A 21,924-nucleotide genomic window follows, 5' to 3' on the forward strand; every position below is an offset into this window, starting at 1 on the left:
TTATTTTACGTATTCCCTCGATTTTGCAATGGCGCGCTCCAGACCAGATGCATCTTTACCCCCTGCGGTTGCAAAGAATGGCTGTCCGCCGCCACCACCCTGGATTTCTTTCGCCAATTCCCGGATGATATTCCCCGCATGGAAACCGCGCTCCTTCGCCAGCTCATCTGAAATCATCACCGTCAAGTTCGGTTTTCCATCGATATCTGCACCTAAAACAAGGAACAGGTTATTGATGGCACCTTTCAGTGTGTAGGCCAAAGTCTTCACCGCATCCGCACTCGGCAGGTCAACGACCGTAGCGATATAATTGATGTCGCCAATCTTTTCCAGCTTGCGCTCCAGGTCATCCTTAAGACCCTGCGATTTCTCCTTGATGTAATTGTCGATTTCCTTCCGAAGTGCACTGTTATCATCGATAACTTTCGATAGCGCGGACACGAAATCTTTCGGATTGTTCAAGATACCTTTCAAGTTGTCCAACAATTCGAAGTGCTCCCGGATCACCTGCTCAGAGCGGGTTCCCGTAATGGCCTCAATCCGACGGACACCGGCAGCAACGGCCGACTCCGACATGATCTTGAAGAAGCCGATCTGGCCAGTCGCACGAACGTGCGTACCGCCACATAGCTCCTTGGAATATCGATCATCAAATGTGATCACGCGAACATGATCACCATATTTTTCACCGAAAAGTGCTGTTACACCCGATTCGATCGCTTGTTGGTAAGGCACATTCCGTTCTTCCTTCAATGGAATGTCCTCGCGGATCTTCGCATTGACGATATCCTCGATCTGTTTCAGTTCCTCATAGCTTACTTTGGAGAAATGGGAGAAGTCAAAACGCAGGACATCTGCAGATACCAAGGAACCTTTTTGGTTCACATGGTCGCCAAGCACCTGTTTCAGTGCGGCATGCAACAAATGGGTTGCCGAGTGATTCGCTTCCGTATCCTTACGCTTCTCCACATTCACGACCGCTTCAAAATCGCCAGTCAATATGGACGGCAATTGATTCACGAAATGCACGAATAAGCCATTTTCCTTTTTCGTATCGACAATGCTGATCTTTTCGTTACTGTCCAGGTTGTGCAGATAGCCGGTATCACCGACCTGACCACCACCTTCAGCATAGAACGGTGTTTCAGAAAGAACCAATTGGTACTGATCCTTACCCTTTGCCGAAACTTTTCTATATTTTATGATTTCCGTATGTGCCTTTAGGCTATCGTAGCCCACAAACGTACTTTCTGAATCTTCATTCACCAACACCCAATCGCCGGTATCAATAGCTGTTGCGGCTCTGGAACGTTCCTTCTGTGCCAACAGTGCTTGCTGGAACCCATTCATGTCCACTGACAATCCTTGCTCGCGGGCAAGCAGTTCCGTTAGGTCAATTGGGAAACCATACGTATCGAAAAGCTCAAAGGCGAAATCCCCTTCAATGACCTGGTGATCAACAGCGTAAGATTCAAAACGCTGAATACCCTGTGTTAGGGTACGCAGGAATGAAACTTCTTCCTCCAGGATTACTTTTTCCACGAAATCCTGTTGTTGGTACAATTCATCGAACACACCCTTGAACTGCTCGGCCAACACCGGCACCAATTCATGAATGAATGGCGACTTGAAGTTCAAGAAGGTGTACGCGTAACGAACGGCGCGACGAAGGATCCGACGGATCACATAACCGGCCTTGTTGTTGGATGGCAATTGGCCATCTGCAATGGCAAAACTTACCGCACGGATATGGTCGGATAGCACACGCATGGCGATATCCGTCTTTTCATCCGCACCATATTGGATGCCTGATTTCTGTGCGATAAATTGGATGAGTGGCTGGAATACATCCGTATCGTAGTTGGATGATTTGCCCTGGATCGCGCGCACCAAGCGCTCGAAGCCCATCCCGGTATCGATATGTTTTGCTGGAAGGGAAACCAAGCTGCCGTCCTTCAATCTGTTGAACTGCATAAAGACCAGGTTCCAGATTTCAATGACCTGCGGGTCATCCATATTGACCAAGTCCTGCCCGCGCACTTCCTGGCGCTCCGCATCGGAACGCATGTCGTAATGGATTTCCGAACATGGACCACATGGACCGATCTCGCCCATCTCCCAGAAATTATCTTTTTTATTCCCCAGTAGAATACGGTCCTCCGGAACAAGCGCTTTCCAAAGATCGAAAGCTTCCAGATCCTGTTGCAACCCTTCGGTGGCATCGCCCTCGAAGATGGTGACATACAAACGGTCCTTATCCAGCTTCAAGACCTCGGTCAAGAGCTCCCAAGCCCAGTTGATGGCATCTTTCTTGAAATAATCCCCAAAGGACCAGTTCCCCAACATTTCGAACAAAGTGTGGTGATAGGTATCTATCCCTACTTCCTCCAAATCGTTATGTTTACCGGAAACACGCAGACAGCGTTGGGTATCGGCAACACGCGGATATTTCACGGCGGCCTCCCCAAGGAATAATTCCTTGAATTGGTTCATGCCTGCATTGGTGAACATCAATGTCGGATCGTTCTTTACCACAACCGGAGCCGAGGGAACAATCTGATGTCCCTTGCTCTTGAAAAAATCTAAAAAGGCTTGACGTATATCTCTACTAGTCATTTATTTCTCTGCTAATTTAACCGCAAACTTACTTAAATTTGACGACTAAAACTTGGTTAAAATCCAATTTTTGTCATTATGATGCATATTTTTCGTAAATTTATCTTCTTATAAAAACACACGCAAATTAATACATGAAGATGACCATCATTGTCCCCACCGACTTTTCCGCAAATGCACGCTATGCGGCAGCCTATGCCTGCCAACTGGCCCAGTCACAAGGACAGCAAATCCATCTGCTGCACTGCTACACGAGCAGCTCCATTGGAGCCTCCGAGGCAGATAACGACAAGAACCCTACCCTATTGGCGGACGAAAAGATCCAGGAACTGCAGACGCAGCTGATCCAGCAGTACCCCGACCTCCATATCACTATCGAATGCTCAAGAAGCTTGATCATTGATAAGCTCACCGAGCTTTCCCGTTCGGGCGATTACCAGCTGATTGTGATGGGTGCTTCCGGAGATAGCCAATCCAAGCCGCTCTACTGGGGGAGCACGACCGTGGCCGTATCGGCCAAGTCCGAGATCCCGGTCATAGTCATTCCAAATCAGGAGACACCGTTCAGCAACGCCAAAGCTGCGCTATTGACAAACTTCAAGCCCGAGGAACTCGATACGCTGAAGGAATTTCAGCAGTTGGTCGGCACACCGGCACAGCTCAACTTGATCCACGTGTACAAGGAGAATCAGAACGGCCACAATGTTATGGAAACCCTGGATACTTGGGCATACAACATCCGCGAAATGGGTACCATCCTGGATATCCAACCGATCGTTGAACCAATCCAAAAGGAAGATGAGGCTTTGGATACCGTTCCGGAAGTGGTCAGCAAGATCATTACCGACGCCAATCCGGATATTATCCTGATCACGCCGAGCAGAAAGTCATTCTTCGAACGCTTATTCGTTGGTTCGGTTTCCAAAGCCATCGCCTTGGAACTTACCAGACCCGCATTCTTTGATAAAATTTAAATAATAACCATAAATCATGAGTAAACTACTTATCCCTATAGATTTTTCTGAATTTTCGGAAAATGCCGTACGCTATGCGGCACAGGTGGCAGCCGATGCCGGACAGGAAATTGATTTAGTCCATGTCTTTTCCAGCCATTCGAACAGCTACCTGAATGCACAGGGCGATATGCCTCTTACGGACCCGAATGTTCCCGAAGCCGAAGAAAACATGAAAAAAGCAGTGGAATCATTCCAAAAGGAATTTCCATCGGCAACCTTCAATCCGATTTTCCGCAATGGAAACCTATATGACGAAATCAAGGAGGTGACAAACGCGACACCGTACGATGCTGTTGTAATGGGTACGAAAGGCGCTTCAGGACTGGAAGCGGTATTTATCGGATCCAATACTTACGATACCATCCTGAACACCACAACACCGGTACTTGCCGTCCCTGTAGACTGCACTTCCTATAAACACGATACGGTAGGTTTACTCTGCAACTTCAAAGAGGCGGAATTGACGGCCTTACAGCAGGCATTGCCTTTGTTCAAAACAAATTACCGTTTGGTACTGATTCACGTGAATACGAACGACAGACCGATCAAAGATATCGATGCGCAATTCAAGGAATGGATCAACAGAATAGAATCCGAAATCGGCATTTCCGATATTTCCTATATCATCAAACCACAGACATTATTCATGCGCCAGAAGGAATCCGTGGCACAGGCCATCACTTCTGTCCTATTGGACGAACAGGTGGAAATATTGATTTTAACGAAAAGTAAGAAAAGTGTTTTCCGTCAGCTCACAGAATCCAATGTGATCAAAAAAATGGCTTTTGACATCAAAATCCCAACATTTTTTGCCCGTGTCCTGAAATAGTATAGTCAAAACACTACAATTTTAGCTACAAAATACCCTATTGCCAAAACAGCTTCTGTTTTGGCAATATTTTTGCCTTACAGGGGCAAATTGATATTATATTATGAAAGCAACTTACTTTAAGAAAGCTAGTGCACTAGCTGTTGCAGTATTACTCTCTTCTGCTACTTTTGCACAAACCAACACAGCAACTGTTGAAGGAACATCTATCTTAGGCCCAACAACAGATTACAGAACGTGGTCTATCGGTGTTAACGCAGGTGTCCTGAATCAATCGAACATCTTCGGTTTCAATAGAGCAGGTTTTGATAAATTGAACCACAACGTAGGTTACAGTGCTTATGTGAAGAAGCAAATCTCTCCATCATTCGGCTTGAAAGCGCAATATATGGGCGGTAAAGTTGGTGGTGTGAACGAAGATGCATCGGGAACAGAAATTTCTGAATTCGAAACAAAAATGCCTTGGTCCGCAGCATTATCCGGTGAGTTCACCTTTGCTAACACGAACTGGAGATTCTTCAACAGCATCATTAAGCCTTACTTCGCTTTCGGTATCGGTGCATTGAACTTCGAAACTTCCACTTTCGTAGGCGAAACCAAAACTACTGCAGAATCACAAACGAAATTGTACGTTCCTGTAGATGCAGGTTTCAAATTCGCTGTGGCTAGAGGCATCAACATCGATCTAGGTTACCAATTGAACTGGGCTAACCAAAACTTCGATGGCGTAACTGGCGACCAATACAAAAATGACTTATTCTCGTATGCACACGCAGGTCTTGAGATCGCTTTGGGTGATGGCAACAAACCTTACCTAGGTAACTCCAACCCAGTTGCGACCATGTCCGCAAAATACGATGAGTTGAAAGCTGAGCGTGATGCTTTGATCGCTTCCAATGAGCAATTGAAATCTGAGATCTCTACGATCAACGAGAACCTTGCGGATGATGATGGCGACGGTGTTGCTAACAAATTCGACAAGTGTCCTGACACACCTGCTGGAACAAAAGTTGACGGTTCAGGATGTCCACTTCCAGAATTGAAGAACGAAACGAAGGTAATCGAGAAAATCGTTGTTACCGAAGAAGATAAGAAAGTAGTTGATGAGGCGATCAAAAACCTAGAGTTCGACTTGAGCAAAGCGACTATCCGTCCTTCCTCATACGAATCCTTGAATAAAGTTGCTGCTTTATTGATCGAGAAAAACTTCAGCCTGAAATTAGCTGGTCACACCGATAACACAGGATCATTGCAATTGAACCTACGTTTATCGAAAGAACGTGCGGAATCCGTAAAAGCATACTTGGTATCCAAAGGTGCTAACGCTTCCCGAATCGAAGCTACAGGTTACGGTCCGAACCAACCTATCGCAACCAACAGCACTGCTGAAGGTCGCCAACAAAACAGACGTGTAGAGTTCACGCTTTACTAGGCTGCAACGTATAGCTTTTTTTACAACCACGCTATATACAGAAAGGCTGCTCGAAATTCGAGCAGCCTTTTTTTTGTTTTTTGAAGGGGAATAGAGCTGGGGAAAATTCATCCTTTTGAGCACAAGAGATCCACTGCACAAGCCTTCCGCACAACTCTTGCGCCAGCGTTGTGCTTGAAAAAAGGGGGAGATTATGAATTCGCCCGCTGGCGCAACGTCTTCTGGTGTGGGCTGCGCGGTGGCGGACTTGTGCCAAAAAACATGCCGTAGGCATAAAAAATATAACGCTGAGCCATACGCACAACTCTTGCGCCAGCGTTGTGCGGTTGAAATAAGGGAGAGGTTTTGGGAGGGAATGGGCGCGCTCTGCGCGCCCATTCCCTCCCAAAACCTCTCCTAAACGCGTGAATTCGCCCGCTGGCTCAAGTCTTTTGTAGTGGGCAGTGCGGTGGCGGACTTGTGCCAAAAACATGCCGTAGGCACAAAAGATATAGCGCATAGCCATCCAGCATAGTTTGCGCTTTAACCAGCAATACCAAAACACAATAATTGGCACTCGGGATTGCGCCATGCAACCCCAGAGGGGTGTAACTATTTTAGCAACACGCACACATATTTGTCAAGCCCCAAGCGGGGTTGCATGGCGTCACAAATTGCGATAGCTTTGGCGCATCGACTAAAAGGGTGAAGGTTTTGAGGCACAAGAGATCCACTGCACAGGCCTACCGCACAACTCTTGCGCCAGCGTGGTGGTTTGCGCGGTGGACTTGTGCCAAAAACATGCCGAAGGCACATAAAATATCCACTACCCTTCCCCGAAACCAGCAATAGTCAAAAACCCAAAAACCACCACACCAAACCTCCACAATAAACGTTTATTGATCATTTTATTCATACATACATAAAAACATATAAACTACTGAAATACAACAATATAAGGCATAAACACAATAAAAATCGCTTTAATTTTGCCCCGACCTTGTTCGACATGAGTCCGTGGTGAGAGCGTACTGAGAGCGAGGTGAGAGCGTGTCTATAGCACGCTCTCACCTCGCATGAACTCCGCACGCACCTCGCTAGCACCTCGGACAAGGTCTACATCGCTTCCAGGCGGGATTCAATCCAATATCCCCATTAGGAAAAAGTCAAACAATCAGATGAATACATGAAAAGTGAAAAACGCGACTACGTGTTCACGGTATGAAATATACAAGAAAAAACATGGATGATTATGGATTTAGCAAACTGAAAGAAAAGCAACCGCTTGAGAAGCAGTTGCTTTAAATATAACAAAATGTTTGGTGTTCGGAATTTAATTTGGCTCAGAACCTTTAAAATAAATGTTTAATATTAGGGATTTCAGCAACTACGAAAAACAGAAGGGGAAGCTTTTTCAGCCTCCCCTTCTGTTTTATGCTTTGCTATATCAATTACTCCACACCGGTTCCGGAGCTTTCCCGTTCTTTCCGCAATTTGGAGTGCTTATGACCATACAAGAAATATACCGCGACACCAATCGCCATCCAGATGCCCAAACGCTCCCAGCTCACCAACGGAAGGGAAGCCATCATCGCAATACACACCAAGATACCCAAGATCGGCACCAAAGGAACCAAAGGGGTCTTAAATGGACGATCCAGGTTCGGGTTGGTCTTACGAAGGACAAGTACACCGATACACACAAGGGTAAAGGCAAATAGCGTCCCGATGCTCACCATGTGTCCCAAATCGGAAACCGGTACAAAACCCGCGAAGATACTTACGAAAACCATAAAGATCAGGTTTGTCTTCCATGGTGTCTGGCGTTTAGATAGGTCCGAGAAAATCTTCGGTAACAGCCCATCCTTACTCATGGTGTAGAAAACACGGCTCTGTCCCAAAAGCATCACCAGGATAACCGATGTATAACCCGCAATAATGGTCACGATCATCGCCGTATTCAGGAAGTGGTAGCCCGTTCTTTCGAATGCCGTAGCAACCGGTTTGGCATCACCACTGAAAGCGGTATATGGTGCCAAGCCCGTCATCACGTACGAGAACAGCACATATAATAAGGTACAGATCACCAAGGATCCAATGATTCCGATCGGCATGCCTTTCTTTGGGTTCTTAGCTTCCTGAGCCGCCGTACTTACGGCATCAAATCCGATAAAGGCAAAGAATACCACCGCAGAGGCGCGCAAGATGCCCGAAATACCGTAATGACCGAAATAACCGCCGTTAAAGAATTCCATAAATCCGATATCACCGCGTTTCAGCATCTCCTCGCCTTCGTTCACCGGAATGAACGGATCGTGGTTCGCCGGATTGATGAACGACCAGCCCAAAACGATGAAAAGCAACACAACGCTGACTTTCAGGATCACCAGGATATTATTGACGAAGGAGGACTCCTGCGTTCCGCGCATCAAGAGCAGCGATAATAGACAGACAATGATAATGGCCGGCAGGTTGATCATCCCACCTTCCCATGGACCCGCCAGGAGCTCCGGAGGGAGACTGATCCCGACAATCTGCATCAATTCATTGAAATATTGGGACCAGCTGACGGCGACGGTCGCGGCGGCAAGTGCATATTCCAGCACCAGATCCCACCCGATAATCCACGCCATGAATTCCCCCATAGTCGCATATGAATACGTGTAGGCCGATCCTGCAACGGGAATCATGGAAGCGAACTCTGCATAACAGAGACCCGCAAAGGCACAGCCCACGGCAGCAACAATAAAGGACAGCATCACCGCAGGTCCGGCATGGTCAGCCGCAGCAATTCCCGTAAGGGAGAACAGACCAGCACCAATGATCGCACCAACACCGAGCGCAATCAGCCCTGAGCTGGAAAGCGTCCGTTTTAAGGTACCCTCACCACTCTGCTCGGCCTCCGCAATTAATTTAGAAATTGATTTTTTATACCACATAAATTAGATAAATTGAAAGGTTCAAACCTACAAAAAAATTAAAAAAAACAACAAATACTTAACAAATCAGCAGTAAAAAGTCCTTAAAATTTCAAATCAAATGATTTTTAAAGAAAATACTTAGCAATCATTCTTTATCTATCTTTTTCCGCCAAATATTATTTTACATTTCTCTGACGCACAAAATCTCCTATTCCACAAGCCCTATTTTACCAAACAGACCTTCGGAAAACGGATAGGCACCCACACCCGGAAATGATTAAAAAAACGGCTTTATCAAAGTACAATTGGCTAATTCTGAATTCTTGGAGCACGTTATCGGGATGTTTTCCAAGTCTTTCCGTCAACAAAGAAAGTAACATTTCACAAAAATCAAATAATTTAAAACATAAAACGTTGAATTGTAGGATTTATCAAAACTATTCGCTACCTTTGCACCGCCTTAGGCAATTGTGCCTATTGTATATTTTATTTCATGAACCCATTTTTAGAACTGGGAATCCGTCATGAGATTGTTAATGCCATCACTGAGTTAGGTTTCGAAAAACCTTCTCCCATCCAGGAAAAAGCCATTCCTGTATTACTGACTGGTAACGACGATTTTGTCGGATTGGCCCAAACAGGTACAGGGAAGACAGCGGCATTTGGTCTTCCACTTTTAGAACAACTAGACTTTTCATCAAAACAACCTCAGGCATTGGTACTATGTCCTACGCGTGAGCTATGTTTGCAAATCGCAAGAGACCTAGAAAAATTTGCCAAGTACATCGATAACGTGCATGTAGTAGCCGTTTACGGCGGTGCCAACATCGGTGATCAATTACGTCAGATCCGTCGTGGCGTGCAAATCGTTGTAGCTACCCCAGGTAGAATGTTAGACATCATTGGCCGTAACGCCATTGATTTCTCCAACGTGCGCTACGTAGTATTGGACGAAGCTGATGAAATGTTGAACATGGGTTTCCAAGAGGATATCAATAACATCCTTTCCGAAACTCCTGACGACAAAAAGACATGGTTATTTTCAGCAACCATGCCGAAAGAAGTGCGCCGTATCGCACAGAACTACATGACCAACCCGCAAGAGTTGACTGTAGGTACTAAAAATACAGGTAACGCGAATATTGAGCACCAATATTTCATGATCAAGGCGAAAGATAAATACGCTGCCTTCAAACGCATCGTTGACTTTTACCCTGAGATCTTTGGTATCGTATTCTGCCGTACGAAGATTGAAACACAAGAGATCGCTGAAGCGTTGATCAAGGATGGTTATAATGCAGATGCACTGCACGGTGACCTTTCCCAACAACAACGCGACAAAGTCATGAAACGCTATCGCGAACGCAGTTTACAATTGTTGATCGCAACAGACGTAGCTGCCCGTGGTATTGACGTGAATGACGTAACACACGTGATCAACTACTCCCTACCGGATGAGACGGAAAACTATACCCACCGTTCTGGCCGTACTGCACGTGCCGGTAAGACAGGTATCTCCATCTCCCTGATTAATGTGAAGGAAATGAGTAAAATCCGCCACATCGAAAAAATCATCGGTAAGGAATTTATCCGCATGCAAGTTCCTCAAGGAGCTGAAGTGTGTGAGAAACAATTGTTTGCTATGGTAAACAAGGTTCAGAATGTAGAAGTACATGAAGACCAAATCAATAACTTCATGCCACAGATCTTGGAAAGCCTTCAGGACTTGAGCAAAGAGGAAGTGATCAAGAAATTCGCTTCTTTGGAGTTCAACAGATTCCTGAACTATTACCAAGATGCACCGGACTTGAACATGGAAGCGCGCGAATCCCGTGGCGACCGTGACAGAGATGGTGGACGTCGTTCCGGCTCGAAAGGATACACCCGTTTGTTCATCAACTTGGGTTCCGTAGACGAGTTCAGCCGTGGCGATATGTTAGGCTTTATCTGTAACAACGGTAAGATCTCCGGAAAATCCGTTGGTAAAATCGATATGAAGGGTGTATTTACCTTCTTCGAAGTATTGGATGAAGAAGTGGAAAACGTATTCCAAGGCTTTAAGGGCGCTGAATTCAACGGAAGAGGTGTACGCATCGAGGTTTCCGGTGAAGGTGGTCGTTCTGACCGCGGTGGCAAACGTCGCTCCGGTGGCAGTGGTGACCGTAGAGACCGTAGTGGTTACTCCTCACGTGGCGGATCAGGTTCCGGCCGTAGAGATAGAGACCGCGGAGGTTCTGGTTTCCGTGACTTCTCTGGAAAACGCAGAGAATCCAAAAGCAGATACTAAAATCAACATACAGAAAAAGCTCCCAATCGGGAGCTTTTCCTTTTTTATGGCCTTCCCTGTTAGGGAATACGCAACGATGCAGCCGTATCCTTGACCTTCAGATTTCCGTTGGAAAAATTGCTGATCAATCGGTAGGTATTCGGAATGATAGTTTTGAACCTCCCCAAGGTCGCATCCGAAATGGTACTGCGATCGAACGGAACAACCTTCACATATTCCTGCAACACATTGGCCGAGCGGCCATATTTATAATCGTAGGTAAACCGCAGCTCCTCCCCTTCCAACCGGACATCCGCATTGTCCGTATTGGGCACCGAAATGTAAAACTCCGATTGCGCCATATCGCCTTCCCTGCTGAACAGCTCCTGCTTCGCCATCGCTTCGTGCAGCTCTCGGGCAACAAAAACGGATGGGTCGATGATATGGACTTCCGTATGGATCAAATCGGCGTAGGGCAACCCTCCATCCTTTCCACGATAATTCCGCAGTTCTTCCAGCACCTGATTGATTTCCTTCACCAGGTACGGATAATGGGTACAACCTAAAATCAGGGCTTTCAGCGGCTTTGCCTCCGGAGCCTTGCGCATCTGCTCGAGCAGGCTCACCAAATGATACCGGATATAGTTTTCGGAGGAATTGATCTGCAGCAGGCTGCAATCCTCTGCATCCTTGCTATCGCAGAGCATTTGGTTTTTATCGAAATTGAAATTATAGATATCCAACAGCGTCCTGTCAATGGCATATTCGCTGTGATCCAGTGCCGGCCCGCGGTAATTGGACCTTGGCGCCTGCGCATCCAGCTTGATGAAATCAGGCTCCTCATCCACGGCTTCAGCGATACCGTGCCCGCCCTGGTTGAAAATCTGAATATCATCACGCATTCCCAATTGCTGGATCTGTTCCCGCAATGTTCGCTCATAGCCTCCTGATGCAATCGTTCCGACCGTCGCAAAGACGCCAATGGACCCGGTCTCTTCCTTACCGAATAGCGCCAATGTTCCACGTGCTGCCGCGTTGATTACCCCGATAACAGGAATATCCAAACCCGTCTTTGCCATGAACTCCTCTGCATCCTTATAACCATAAGCCGTCGCCGTGTTGCAGGCAATGACAATGGCCTTCACCGGCTCTTTATCCTTGCGCGGTGCAGTTGCCGTTGGACTTGAGTAATAGCTCCTTCCTAATAGGAATTGGAAGTCTTTCAGGATATGCTCCACCAGCAGGTCATCCTTTTGCACCGCATGGTAATTGCCATAGGGCATATTGGCCTGATCGGCCAGGTAGATGAAACGCTCCTGCTGAAAATCCAATTGCCCATCCCCGCCCAGCTTCCGGCTGTCGTTCTTAAATTCATCAAAATTCACCAAGGCATCCAGTACGGTAAGCCCGCCCGTGCCCGAGTCAAAAACGCCGATCGGGAAATCCTTCAGGTCTTTGGGGTAATTCGCAAAGTCAACATGGTAATAACTCCTCGGATCATTGAGGATAGCAGCTTCAATAGCCAAAGGCTCCTGTGCGGAGGAAAAAAAAGGGCTATTCAGGAGGACCGCCAGCACAGGCAGCCTCCCCCAGGTCAATAGGTCTTTCATGATTATTCGGTAGATTGACCTAAAGATATTTGTTTATTCGGATATTTAAAATAAAAAACGCATAAATCCGCAAACTGAAACCATAAAAAAGTCCAAAATTCATTATTCCGGACGGTTCAGCTTAAATCTATTCTGCAATTGTCTGCGTCTCGACCGCCGCAGGCGCGACATCTTAACGGGGTAGTGCCGCTTTTTGGTAATGTTATTGAACAGTAAGGCGACGAGCAGCAAAATAAGCGCGCCAGAAAAAACCGGCGTAAGGACATAAAGATAGCCCAATTGGGTGATCTGCTGTCCGCCGCTCACGGCAATCAATGCCGTTGCACCACCTGGGGGATGCAAGCTTCGGGTGATCTGCATGGCCACAATGGAGAAGGCCACAGCCGTTGGTGCCGTCAACCAGATCACGTCCGGCAGGAGCTTACCCACGGTCACTCCAACGATGGCGGAAACCACATGGCCACCGACCAAGTTGCGCGGCTGTGCCAAGGGGCTCTGTATCGCACCATACACCAAAACTGCGGAAGCGCCAAAGGAACCAATAAGAAAGATATTCTCTGTAGCGGGCAATTGATACGACTGCAGGAGTGCAATCAGCCCGATACCAATAAAAGCACCGATAAAGGACCAGAAATGCTCACGGAAATCAACAAGCATTTCCCGATAGAAAACATACCGGTAAACGCGCATATGCCGATAGACAGACCTCCTGAACTTCTTCACCTCGAACCCGCCTTAGGATAGCTGACGCTGACGGATCGCTTCGTAGATCACGACCGCCGCGGAAACGGAAACATTCAAGGATTCGATTTCGCCGAACATAGGGATTTTCGCCAATTTGTCTGAGATTCGGATCAGGTCGTCCGAAACGCCCACATCTTCCGCACCCATGATGATACAGGAAGGCACCTTGTAATCCACATCGTAAATGGATTCCTTGGTTTTCTCGGTACTGACAACCAGCTGTACACCCGATTCGATCAGGAACTTCCCTACCTTATTCAGGGAATCCTGTCTGCATACCGGGATCTTATAGAGTGCACCCGCGGACGTCTTGATGGCATCCGGGTTGATCTCTGCGGATCCTTTTTTCGGAACGATGATGGCATGCACACCCGCACATTCCGCGGTACGTGCAATGGCACCCATATTGCGGACATCCGTCACGCCATCCAACATCAACAGCAATGGCGTTTCACCACGCTCGTAGATAACCGGAAGGAGGTCTTCGATATCCTGGTAGGTAATCGGTGAGATCACCGCAATGACCCCTTGATGGTTCTTACGGGTAATGCGATTCAATTTCTCGATCGGAACCTGCTGGAAGGTCATGTTGTTCTCCTTAAGCAGCGCCTTGAACTCCGCAAACAAAGGTCCGGAAAGGCCACGCTGAACAAATAAGGATTCAATCTCCTTACCGCTATCGATGGCTTCCATAACGGCACGAATACCGAACACCATTTGGTTGGTTTCTCTTTTTTCCGATCTATCCCTACGTTGAAAATTTTGCATGTTATTGATATCAGGTATTGGAGCGGTCAGTCGCTCACAATAAATTCGTACAAAGGTAGAAATTTATAGGTTAGCTTAACCCTAAATCGTATGTTTTTCTTAACTCCTCCAGCAATGGATTCTTGGCGACCATGGCTTGGTATTTCTCTTGGGAGGTATAAGGTTTTCTTTCCTTGGTCTTTTCCACCATCACCCCTTCGATATCCAAGGCGAAGTTCTTCAGTTCGACACGGAGGTAGTTCAGCATATCGATCTTGCCCAATTTGAGCTCGTCCATCTGCACCATATTCTCCACTTCGACCTTGACATTCGTTCCTTCCAAGGTCGGCGGATTAGCCGTCATGATGGTATATAGAGTGATTTTATTGTTGGATCTCAGTTTCTCGGCAAAAGCGTTCCACTTGCTGAGGAATGCATTTTGGGGCACCTCGAAGTATTCATTCCCCTGAACGAGTTCATTCTCGCCATCGCCCTCCTCCTTTTTATCCTCAAAAATGGTATTGAGATTCGGTACGGAAACGGATGTTTTAATACTTCCCCATTTCCCGACAGGTTTCGGAGCTGCCGGTGTGCTTTGTTCAGGCACTGGCTTTGTTTCCGCTTGAGGTGCTGGACTGGAAACCGGAGGCTTCGCGACCGTAGGATTGGACGCACTGGCTGCTGCCGGATTCACGTGCGGTTTGGTGGCAGCCACAGCGGGGTTACCTGCTGGTGCTGCACTTACTGCTGACTCAGGGAGTTTTTTTTTTAATTCAGCTAATGCTGGCATCCCTTCCGTTCCCAATTGAATCGCACTGGCGATGTGGCACATCTTGAGGAGAGCCAACTCCACTTGCAGGCGCTGATTCTTACTCGTGCGGTAATTAATCTCGCATTGGTTGGCAATGTTCAGGGCAGACAACAACAGTCCGCTTGATAGCTGCTGCGATTGTTCCAAATACCGTTTTTTTACATTCTCACTTACTTCCAGGAGCTTGAGCGTACTCGGTTCCTTGGCTACCAGCAAATTGCGGATATGCGAAGACAAGCCCGCAATGAAATGCCCTCCATCGAAGCCATTGTTCAGGACCTTATCGAAGGTCAACAGCGTACTTGCGGCATCCTGTTTCGCAATCGAGTCCAAGAGTTGGAAATAGTAATCGTAATCCAGAATATTCAGGTTGCTGATCACCGCCTGATAGGTCAGGTTCTTGTTGGAGAAGCTGACAATCTGGTCGAACATGGATAAGGCGTCACGCAATCCACCATCGGCCTTCTGCGCGATCACATGCAGGCCATCGGCTTCAAAGGTCACCCCTTCTTTGTTCGCAATATTGGCCAGGTGATTGGCCATATCCTCTACCTTGATCCTGTTGAAATCGAATATCTGACATCGCGATAGGATGGTCGGCAAAATCTTATGCTTTTCCGTTGTTGCCAAGATAAAGATGGCATAGGAAGGCGGTTCTTCGAGTGTCTTCAGGAACGCGTTGAAAGCCTGCTGGGAGAGCATATGGACCTCATCGATGATGTAGATCTTATATTTCCCCGTCTGCGGCGGTATACGCACCTGATCGATCAATGACCGGATATCATCGACCGAGTTGTTCGAAGCGGCATCGAGTTCATGGATACTGAAGGAATTCCCGTTCTGGAAGGACTTGCAACTTTCGCATTCGCCACAGGCCTCAACAGATTCCGAAATCCGCTCACAGTTGATTGTTTTTGCCAATATCCGCGCACATGTTGTCTTCCCTACTCCACGAGGTCCACAGAACAGAAATGCCTGTGCGAGTTGCTGATTATGAATCGCATTTTTCAGGGTTCCGGTAATGTGTTGCTGACCGACAACCGAGTCGAAAGTGACCGGCCGATATTTGCGTGCAGAAACAATAAAATTATCCATGTACGAAGATAAACATTTTAGCAATTTACTACAAACCTAAAGCACCAGCAATACCGAAAATGACGCAGCGTAAATACCTATTACGTTGCCTAGCCGCATAAAAAAGGCCGCCCAAGGGCGGCCCAAAATTTAATCAAGCTTATTTATCAAAAGAACGTTTATGCAGTTTTTGGATCGGCATAGACCATGCGCCAAAGGATTGCACCGATGACAGCACCCACAATAGGTGCAACCAAGAACAACCACACCTGCGCAATGGCATTGCCACCAGCAAAGATGGCTGGACCTAAACTTCTTGCCGGGTTTACGGAAGTCCCTGTAATTGGGATGGCCACCATATGGATCAGTACCAAGGTCAAGCCGATAGCTAAACCTGCCATTGTGCCGTTACCAATTTTGGATGTAGTTCCCAAAATAACGAACAGGAATATGGCGGTCAGAATGGCCTCAGTGATGAATGCCGTCACCATCCCGTATTCGCTCTGGTAACCTGCTCCCCATCCATTGGATCCGAAAGCCCATTCTCCCTGTTGAAATCCGGCCAACTGCCCCATCAGAATGGTCTTCAATACGAAAGCACCTAAAATGGCACCGATGAATTGTGCAGCGATGTACACCAAGGCATCACGGAAAGTGATACGTCCCGAAACCAATACACCGATGGTTACGGCAGGATTGATGTGACACCCCGATACGGAACCGATGGCATAAGCGAATACCACCACGGAAAGACCGAATGCCAATGAAATCCCCAAGAGGCCTAACCCGGATGTGCCAACCAAGGTGTCGCCACCTGCAATGGCTGCAGCACCACAACCGAACAATACCAAACCGAAGGTACCAATCAATTCGGCGATAAACTTAGAAGTTATTTTTGTTTCCATAATTATAATAATTTACCCTAAAAATAGAAAACAAAATTTATTATATCACAATAAAATAAAAAAACTGTTAATACTTTATTTATCTCTTAAAACTAAAAAAGGACGATATCACATCGTCCTTTCCTAATTGTTTTACCTAATAACCTTTTAAATCACCAAACAATTTATTGAAACAAATTACTTGGTGTAAAGGTAAGGCAGTCTCTTAAAGTTACTGTTAAGTAAAAATTAAAAAATAAATTTATTAGCGGGCCCTAGCGGTCGCCAACATCCGAACAACCTCATCAATGGTGGATTGCCCAGCCTCAACCATTTTGGTAGGGCCACTGAAATCCGGCTCAAAGGTTACCGTCTTGGATTTTTCCTTGTAATTGTAGGTCAGTTTATAACGCGGCACACGCAGCCCCGGTTTGCGGGTGTTTGGATCACCCAACATCTCATCTGGCAGGTTCCAGAACCCTAATTCCTGTGCCTTACGGTGCAAGAATAGCAAATCATCGTTGCGCAGTTTCAACGTATCCTTCACCAAAGCATTCTCTTTGGTCAGGTAATCGTACTGCATAGTTTTGGAATCGTAATGATTCAGCATGGAATCTGGAAAACCGTAGGTAATCTCAATGGATTCAAAGTCCGAAAAACGATAAGGAGCGTTTTTCACCATTGCGGAATAATAATACACACAATAGATGAGGAAAGGGACAATGATACAAAGACCTAAAAAGATTTTTTTCGTTCTTTCTGACATGATATTTTAAAATGTGCACAAAAATAGGCAATTCCCTATATATTCCGCTCTTTAATTGGAATTATCACCTATTATGACATACAGGATGCAAAACACATCAGCTTTTAGGTGTTCCGGCACGTTTGAGGTATTTGCCGTACCAGCTATCACTCAGATTGGAAATGATGACACCCTTGCGGGTAGAGACATGCACAAACTTGCCGTTATGGAGATAAATGCCCACATGGTCTATATTCCGGCCACCAAAGGAAAAGAAAACCAGATCCCCCTCCTTCAACTGGCTTTCGTATTTACGCTTGACCTGCTCTGCCATATCACGTGATGTACGGGGAAGGTCCTTATTGTAGATCTTGGTGTACAACATGCTGACAAACCCGGAACAGTCTACACCGCGTTTGTCCATCCCACCCATCCGGTGCGGTGTGCCCATCCATTCATCGATCATAAAATAAAGATTCTTATTATCCAGCTCCTTTGTCTTCACGCCAAGCAGTTCCGCGTAGTTTTCCAACTTGTTGCCGGAATAGGCCTTATTGCGCGCATCACTGGCATCCGAGATCGGCGCCCCTTTTTTCGGGTTCACACTGCCATAGGAAACCTTGGACGAGGTCTTGCGCTTCGCCCCACAGGAACTGAACAGCAACACCGAAACCAGTAAAAAGAAAAATCCGTATTTAAATTTCATGAAACCTCCGATACCAAAATTATCTATTAAGAAATCTCCCTCACAACCAGAAGTTTTCCACAGATGTGACTTACTTCTTCTTCCCTCCAACACAATATAGGCAGAAATAGCTAGAAATGCCCTTTTCTAACTAGAATGTGGCATTAAAACAACGTTGACCTTCCTCGTGAAAAGTCGCCATTATCTGAAAATTGTCATCAAGGGTGGAATTGTTAGGGGCATTAATATATTTTCACCAATTTTGCGCACATGAATAAAACCAAGGGGGCAATTGCGGTTTTCCTAGGAGCTGCAAGCTTTGGAATCCTTTCCACATTCGTCAAAAAAGCGTATGAACAAGGCTACAACCTAGCCGAAGTCACGGGTATCCAAGCTCTTTTGGGCGCTTTATTTCTATGGTTACTTTGGGGTATCCTTTCCGGAATGGGAAGGACCGTCCAGCAGCAGGGCAGCAGCGCAAAGTGGAAGATCCTGCTTAGCGGTATCAGCACGGGTACGGTAAGTATACTGTATTACAAATGTGTACAGTTAGTTCCAGCATCCCTGGCCATTGTCCTGCTCATGCAGTACATCTGGATCGGGCAGATTATCGAGATGATCTTCTTTAAGGAGAAGCCCCAGCTGAGCCAAATCATAGTGATTGTCGCCATCCTTGCCGGAACGGTCCTGGCAACGGGCATGCTGGAGGAACCCTTGGCAAACTTTTCACTGGAAGGCATCATCTATGGGATGCTGGCAGCGACAGCCTATTCGGTATTCATGATCGTGAATGGCCGGGTGGGGAATGATTACCATCCCATCCATAAAAGTGCCATGATGATCACAGGCGCTTTCGTGCTGATTGCCATCACTTTGCAGCCCGTTGGCCTACTTAAAGCCGATATTTTCACCGGCATTCTCCCCTACGGCTTGCTTCTTGCACTTTTCGGCACGGTCATTCCGCCCCTCCTTTTTGCCTATGGCATGCCCAAGGTCGGGTATTCCCTTGGCGCTGTCCTCAGTGCCGTTGAATTGCCCGTTGCGGTCTGCATGTCCTACCTCGTGCTCCATGAGTCCGTAAGCTGGCTGAAATGGATTGGTGTTCTATTTATTCTGCTAACCATCTTTTGGAAGAACAAATTCAAAACAAATCAATAAATTCTGAGCTTTTTCCACTATACTTGCATATTTTATTTAAGTAGCAAATACATATTAACCCCATTGCCTAAGAAATGGGACAAAAATGAAATTTTACTATGGAGAATTACCTTTATCTCGTATTAATCACATTAGCTATTTTAGCAATTATCGATTTAATGGTTGGTGTCAGCAATGACGCTGTCAATTTCTTAAACTCGGCAATAGGCTCTAAAGCGCTCCCATTCAAGAGCATCATGATCATCGCCAGCCTCGGGATCCTCTTTGGTTCCGTATTTTCCAGCGGCATGATGGAAATCGCCCGAAGCGGTATCTATGTCCCCGGCAAATTCTCCTTCGATGATGTCATAACGATATTCCTGGCCGTCATGCTCACGGATATTATCCTGTTGGATATCTTCAATTATTTCGGTCTTCCGACCTCAACAACGGTATCCATCGTCTTTGAACTCTTGGGTGCAGCCGTGTGTCTTGCCGCCTATAACATTGTTATTTCGGATGGATCTTGGTCGACCCTATCTTCGTACATCAATACGGAAAAGGCCTCAGAAATCGTCTACAGTATACTCCTCTCTGTTGTCATATCCTTTACCGTGGGTATGCTCGTACAGTATATTTCCAGGGTATTATTTACCTTCCAGTTCGAGAAGAAACTAAAGACCATCGGTGTCTTTTTCGGCGGTATCGCTATGGCTTCGATCTCCTACTTCATCTTGATCAAAGGCCTGAAAGGTGTATCCTTTATCGGTTCTGAAGTAAAGGATTGGGTATCGACACATGAATTGTTGCTCTTGGGTGGCTCATTTGTGGTGTTCACCATTGTCAGCTACATCATCAACCTGTTGGGTTACAACATCCTGAAGGTGATCATCGGTATCGGTACATTTGCACTGGCGCTATCCTTCGCAGGTAACGACTTGGTGAACTTTATTGGTGTACCAGTAGCTGCCGTACAGACAATCGATATTTTCCAGGCAGCACCGGGTGCTGATCCCGATACATTCACAATGGGCGCTTTGGCTTCATCCGACATTGTCGCTCCGACCTGGATCTTACTTGCTGCAGGGATTATCATGGTCATTACGCTTTGGACGTCCAGAAAAGCAAAAACGGTAATCGAAACGGAAATGAGCCTGTCCAGCCAAGGGGACGGCAATGAGAAGTTTAAATCCAATATGCTTTCCAGAAGCATTGTCCGGAGCTTTATCAAAGTCGGTTCCGGCTTGACCTACCTGATGCCACGCACGTTGCAGGCGAGCATCGACAAGAAATTCGAGAATCCGATGTTGGATGCCCACAAGCAGAAAAAACGCAGCAAGGATGAACCTATGTTCGATATGATCCGTGCGTCCGTTAACCTGATGGTGGCAAGTAGCCTGATCGCTTTGGGTACATCCATGAAACTACCGTTGTCCACAACTTATGTAACCTTTATGGTGGCCATGGGTTCGGCATTCGCTGACCGTGCATGGGGCCGGGAAAGTGCAGTATACCGTGTTTCCGGCGTATTCCACGTCATCGGGGGATGGTTCGTAACAGCGGGTTGTGCCTTCGGTGGTGCCGTAATTTTCGCCTACTTCCTGAAAATCGGTGGCATCGTCAGCTTTGTTGGTGCGCTCATTGTACTTGCGCTATTGCTGTACAGGAATGCGAAAAGCCACGATAAGAAAATCAAAGCCAAAGCATTGCAGGAACTTAATTTGGAAAAAGGTGATATCATCGGCTTGCAGCAGGTTATCGAAACAAGTGCACAGCAGATCAGTGACACCTTCTCCAAGACCAATATATTCTACAAGGAAGCCATTGACTCCTTGATCAAGGAGGACCTGGTCTCCCTGACGGCCAATAAGAAATTGGTGAAAAAGTTGCAGAACGAATTGAATTCCACGAATAATGCCATGTATGATTTCATCCGGAATCTGGATGACACGTCCGTAAAGGGTTCCCGGTATTACATCATTTCCCTGGGTTACCTGCAGGATATGGCCGAGAATTTAGGGGTGATCAATTCCAATGCGATGAACCATGTTGACAATAACCACAAGCCACTGCGCATCAGCCAGGCCAAGGACCTGAAATATGTTGCGGAACGGATTGCCGATTGGTTCTCGCAGATCAACATGACCTATAAACGCCTGGACTTCACGAAGATCGATGAGATCATCAAGGAACGTGATACCATTCAAGAATATATCAACAACCTGTTGGACAAACAGATCGACCGCATCCGTACTTCGGAGAACAGCCCGAAGAACAGCAGATTGTATTTCTCCATACTATTGGAAACGAATGAGTTGATCAGTTCCACTTTTAAGTTATTGCGCCTGCACAAGGAGTTCGATAGCTTTAGAAGGAGAAATGGATAAGCTTTGCTAATGGATCTCATAAGGGATCCATAGCGAGAGGC

The 21,924-nt window shown here is 46.6% G+C and carries 16 protein-coding genes; 6 read left to right on the plus strand and 10 right to left on the minus strand.

Annotated elements, in window-relative coordinates; genetic code table 11:
* Nucleotides 1-2,616: an alanine--tRNA ligase gene (gene alaS, locus G6N79_RS16090; protein ID WP_103907742.1), complete on the minus strand. Its 2,616-nt coding sequence runs from the start codon at nucleotides 2,614-2,616 to the stop codon at nucleotides 1-3.
* A 140-nt stretch (nucleotides 2,617-2,756) separates the two neighbouring features.
* Here alaS and G6N79_RS16095 point away from each other — a divergent pair, with 140 nt between their 5' ends.
* The 3 genes from G6N79_RS16095 to G6N79_RS16105 all read left to right on the plus strand — a co-directional run bounded on the left by G6N79_RS16095 (nucleotide 2,757) and on the right by G6N79_RS16105 (nucleotide 5,893).
* A complete protein-coding gene (locus G6N79_RS16095; protein WP_160003813.1) occupies nucleotides 2,757-3,590 on the plus strand; it encodes a universal stress protein in 834 nt (277 codons plus the stop codon).
* 16 nt (nucleotides 3,591-3,606) lie between these two features.
* Entirely contained in the window at nucleotides 3,607-4,461 is an 855-nt protein-coding gene (locus G6N79_RS16100; protein ID WP_103907740.1) for a universal stress protein, read from the plus strand.
* Between the two features lie 103 nt (nucleotides 4,462-4,564).
* Nucleotides 4,565-5,893: an OmpA family protein gene (locus tag G6N79_RS16105; RefSeq protein WP_103907739.1), complete on the plus strand. Its 1,329-nt coding sequence runs from the start codon at nucleotides 4,565-4,567 to the stop codon at nucleotides 5,891-5,893.
* Nucleotides 5,894-5,924: 31 nt separating this feature from the next.
* On the opposite strand, the gene G6N79_RS16110 is transcribed toward G6N79_RS16105, so the two are convergent.
* Both G6N79_RS16110 and G6N79_RS16115 read right to left on the minus strand, forming a co-directional pair.
* The gene (locus tag G6N79_RS16110) at nucleotides 5,925-6,392 is read right to left on the minus strand and encodes a hypothetical protein (protein ID WP_146060672.1); all 468 of its coding nucleotides are present in this window, start codon (nucleotides 6,390-6,392) and stop codon (nucleotides 5,925-5,927) included.
* Nucleotides 6,393-7,323: 931 nt separating this feature from the next.
* Nucleotides 7,324-8,811 (minus strand): amino acid permease, encoded by a 1,488-nt coding sequence (locus tag G6N79_RS16115; RefSeq protein WP_103907737.1) that lies wholly within the window; start codon nucleotides 8,809-8,811, stop codon nucleotides 7,324-7,326.
* Nucleotides 8,812-9,286: 475 nt separating this feature from the next.
* Between G6N79_RS16115 and G6N79_RS16120 the strand changes: the two genes are divergently transcribed.
* The gene (locus G6N79_RS16120) at nucleotides 9,287-11,080 is read left to right on the plus strand and encodes a DEAD/DEAH box helicase (protein ID WP_103907736.1); all 1,794 of its coding nucleotides are present in this window, start codon (nucleotides 9,287-9,289) and stop codon (nucleotides 11,078-11,080) included.
* A 59-nt stretch (nucleotides 11,081-11,139) separates the two neighbouring features.
* On the opposite strand, the gene G6N79_RS16125 is transcribed toward G6N79_RS16120, so the two are convergent.
* The 7 genes from G6N79_RS16125 to G6N79_RS16155 all read right to left on the minus strand — a co-directional run bounded on the left by G6N79_RS16125 (nucleotide 11,140) and on the right by G6N79_RS16155 (nucleotide 18,380).
* Nucleotides 11,140-12,669, minus strand: coding sequence for a glutamate racemase (locus G6N79_RS16125; protein ID WP_103907735.1), 1,530 nt, complete (start codon nucleotides 12,667-12,669; stop codon nucleotides 11,140-11,142).
* A 102-nt stretch (nucleotides 12,670-12,771) separates the two neighbouring features.
* A complete protein-coding gene (locus tag G6N79_RS16130; protein ID WP_234993277.1) occupies nucleotides 12,772-13,392 on the minus strand; it encodes an HPP family protein in 621 nt (206 codons plus the stop codon).
* Nucleotides 13,393-13,404: 12 nt separating this feature from the next.
* Nucleotides 13,405-14,181, minus strand: a complete 777-nt coding sequence (gene rlmB / locus G6N79_RS16135) for a 23S rRNA (guanosine(2251)-2'-O)-methyltransferase RlmB (protein WP_103907733.1) — start codon at nucleotides 14,179-14,181, stop codon at nucleotides 13,405-13,407.
* A 70-nt stretch (nucleotides 14,182-14,251) separates the two neighbouring features.
* A complete protein-coding gene (locus tag G6N79_RS16140; RefSeq protein WP_103907732.1) occupies nucleotides 14,252-16,066 on the minus strand; it encodes a DNA polymerase III subunit gamma/tau in 1,815 nt (604 codons plus the stop codon).
* Between the two features lie 158 nt (nucleotides 16,067-16,224).
* Nucleotides 16,225-16,950, minus strand: coding sequence for an MIP family channel protein (locus G6N79_RS16145; protein WP_103907731.1), 726 nt, complete (start codon nucleotides 16,948-16,950; stop codon nucleotides 16,225-16,227).
* A 244-nt stretch (nucleotides 16,951-17,194) separates the two neighbouring features.
* Nucleotides 17,195-17,695, minus strand: a complete 501-nt coding sequence (locus G6N79_RS16150) for a hypothetical protein (protein WP_234993276.1) — start codon at nucleotides 17,693-17,695, stop codon at nucleotides 17,195-17,197.
* A 97-nt stretch (nucleotides 17,696-17,792) separates the two neighbouring features.
* A complete protein-coding gene (locus tag G6N79_RS16155) occupies nucleotides 17,793-18,380 on the minus strand; it encodes a C40 family peptidase (protein WP_103907730.1) in 588 nt (195 codons plus the stop codon).
* 249 nt (nucleotides 18,381-18,629) lie between these two features.
* Between G6N79_RS16155 and G6N79_RS16160 the strand changes: the two genes are divergently transcribed.
* Nucleotides 18,630-19,517 carry an EamA family transporter gene (locus G6N79_RS16160; RefSeq protein ID WP_103907729.1) on the plus strand — a complete coding sequence of 296 codons (888 nt, stop codon included), beginning with the start codon at nucleotides 18,630-18,632 and terminating at the stop codon, nucleotides 19,515-19,517.
* A 98-nt stretch (nucleotides 19,518-19,615) separates the two neighbouring features.
* A complete protein-coding gene (locus G6N79_RS16165; protein ID WP_103907728.1) occupies nucleotides 19,616-21,883 on the plus strand; it encodes an inorganic phosphate transporter in 2,268 nt (755 codons plus the stop codon).
* Nucleotides 21,884-21,924: the final 41 nt, after the last annotated feature.

It is taken from the genome of Sphingobacterium lactis (assembly GCF_011046555.1).
In the GTDB taxonomy this organism is placed as follows: Bacteria; Bacteroidota; Bacteroidia; order Sphingobacteriales; family Sphingobacteriaceae; genus Sphingobacterium; species Sphingobacterium lactis.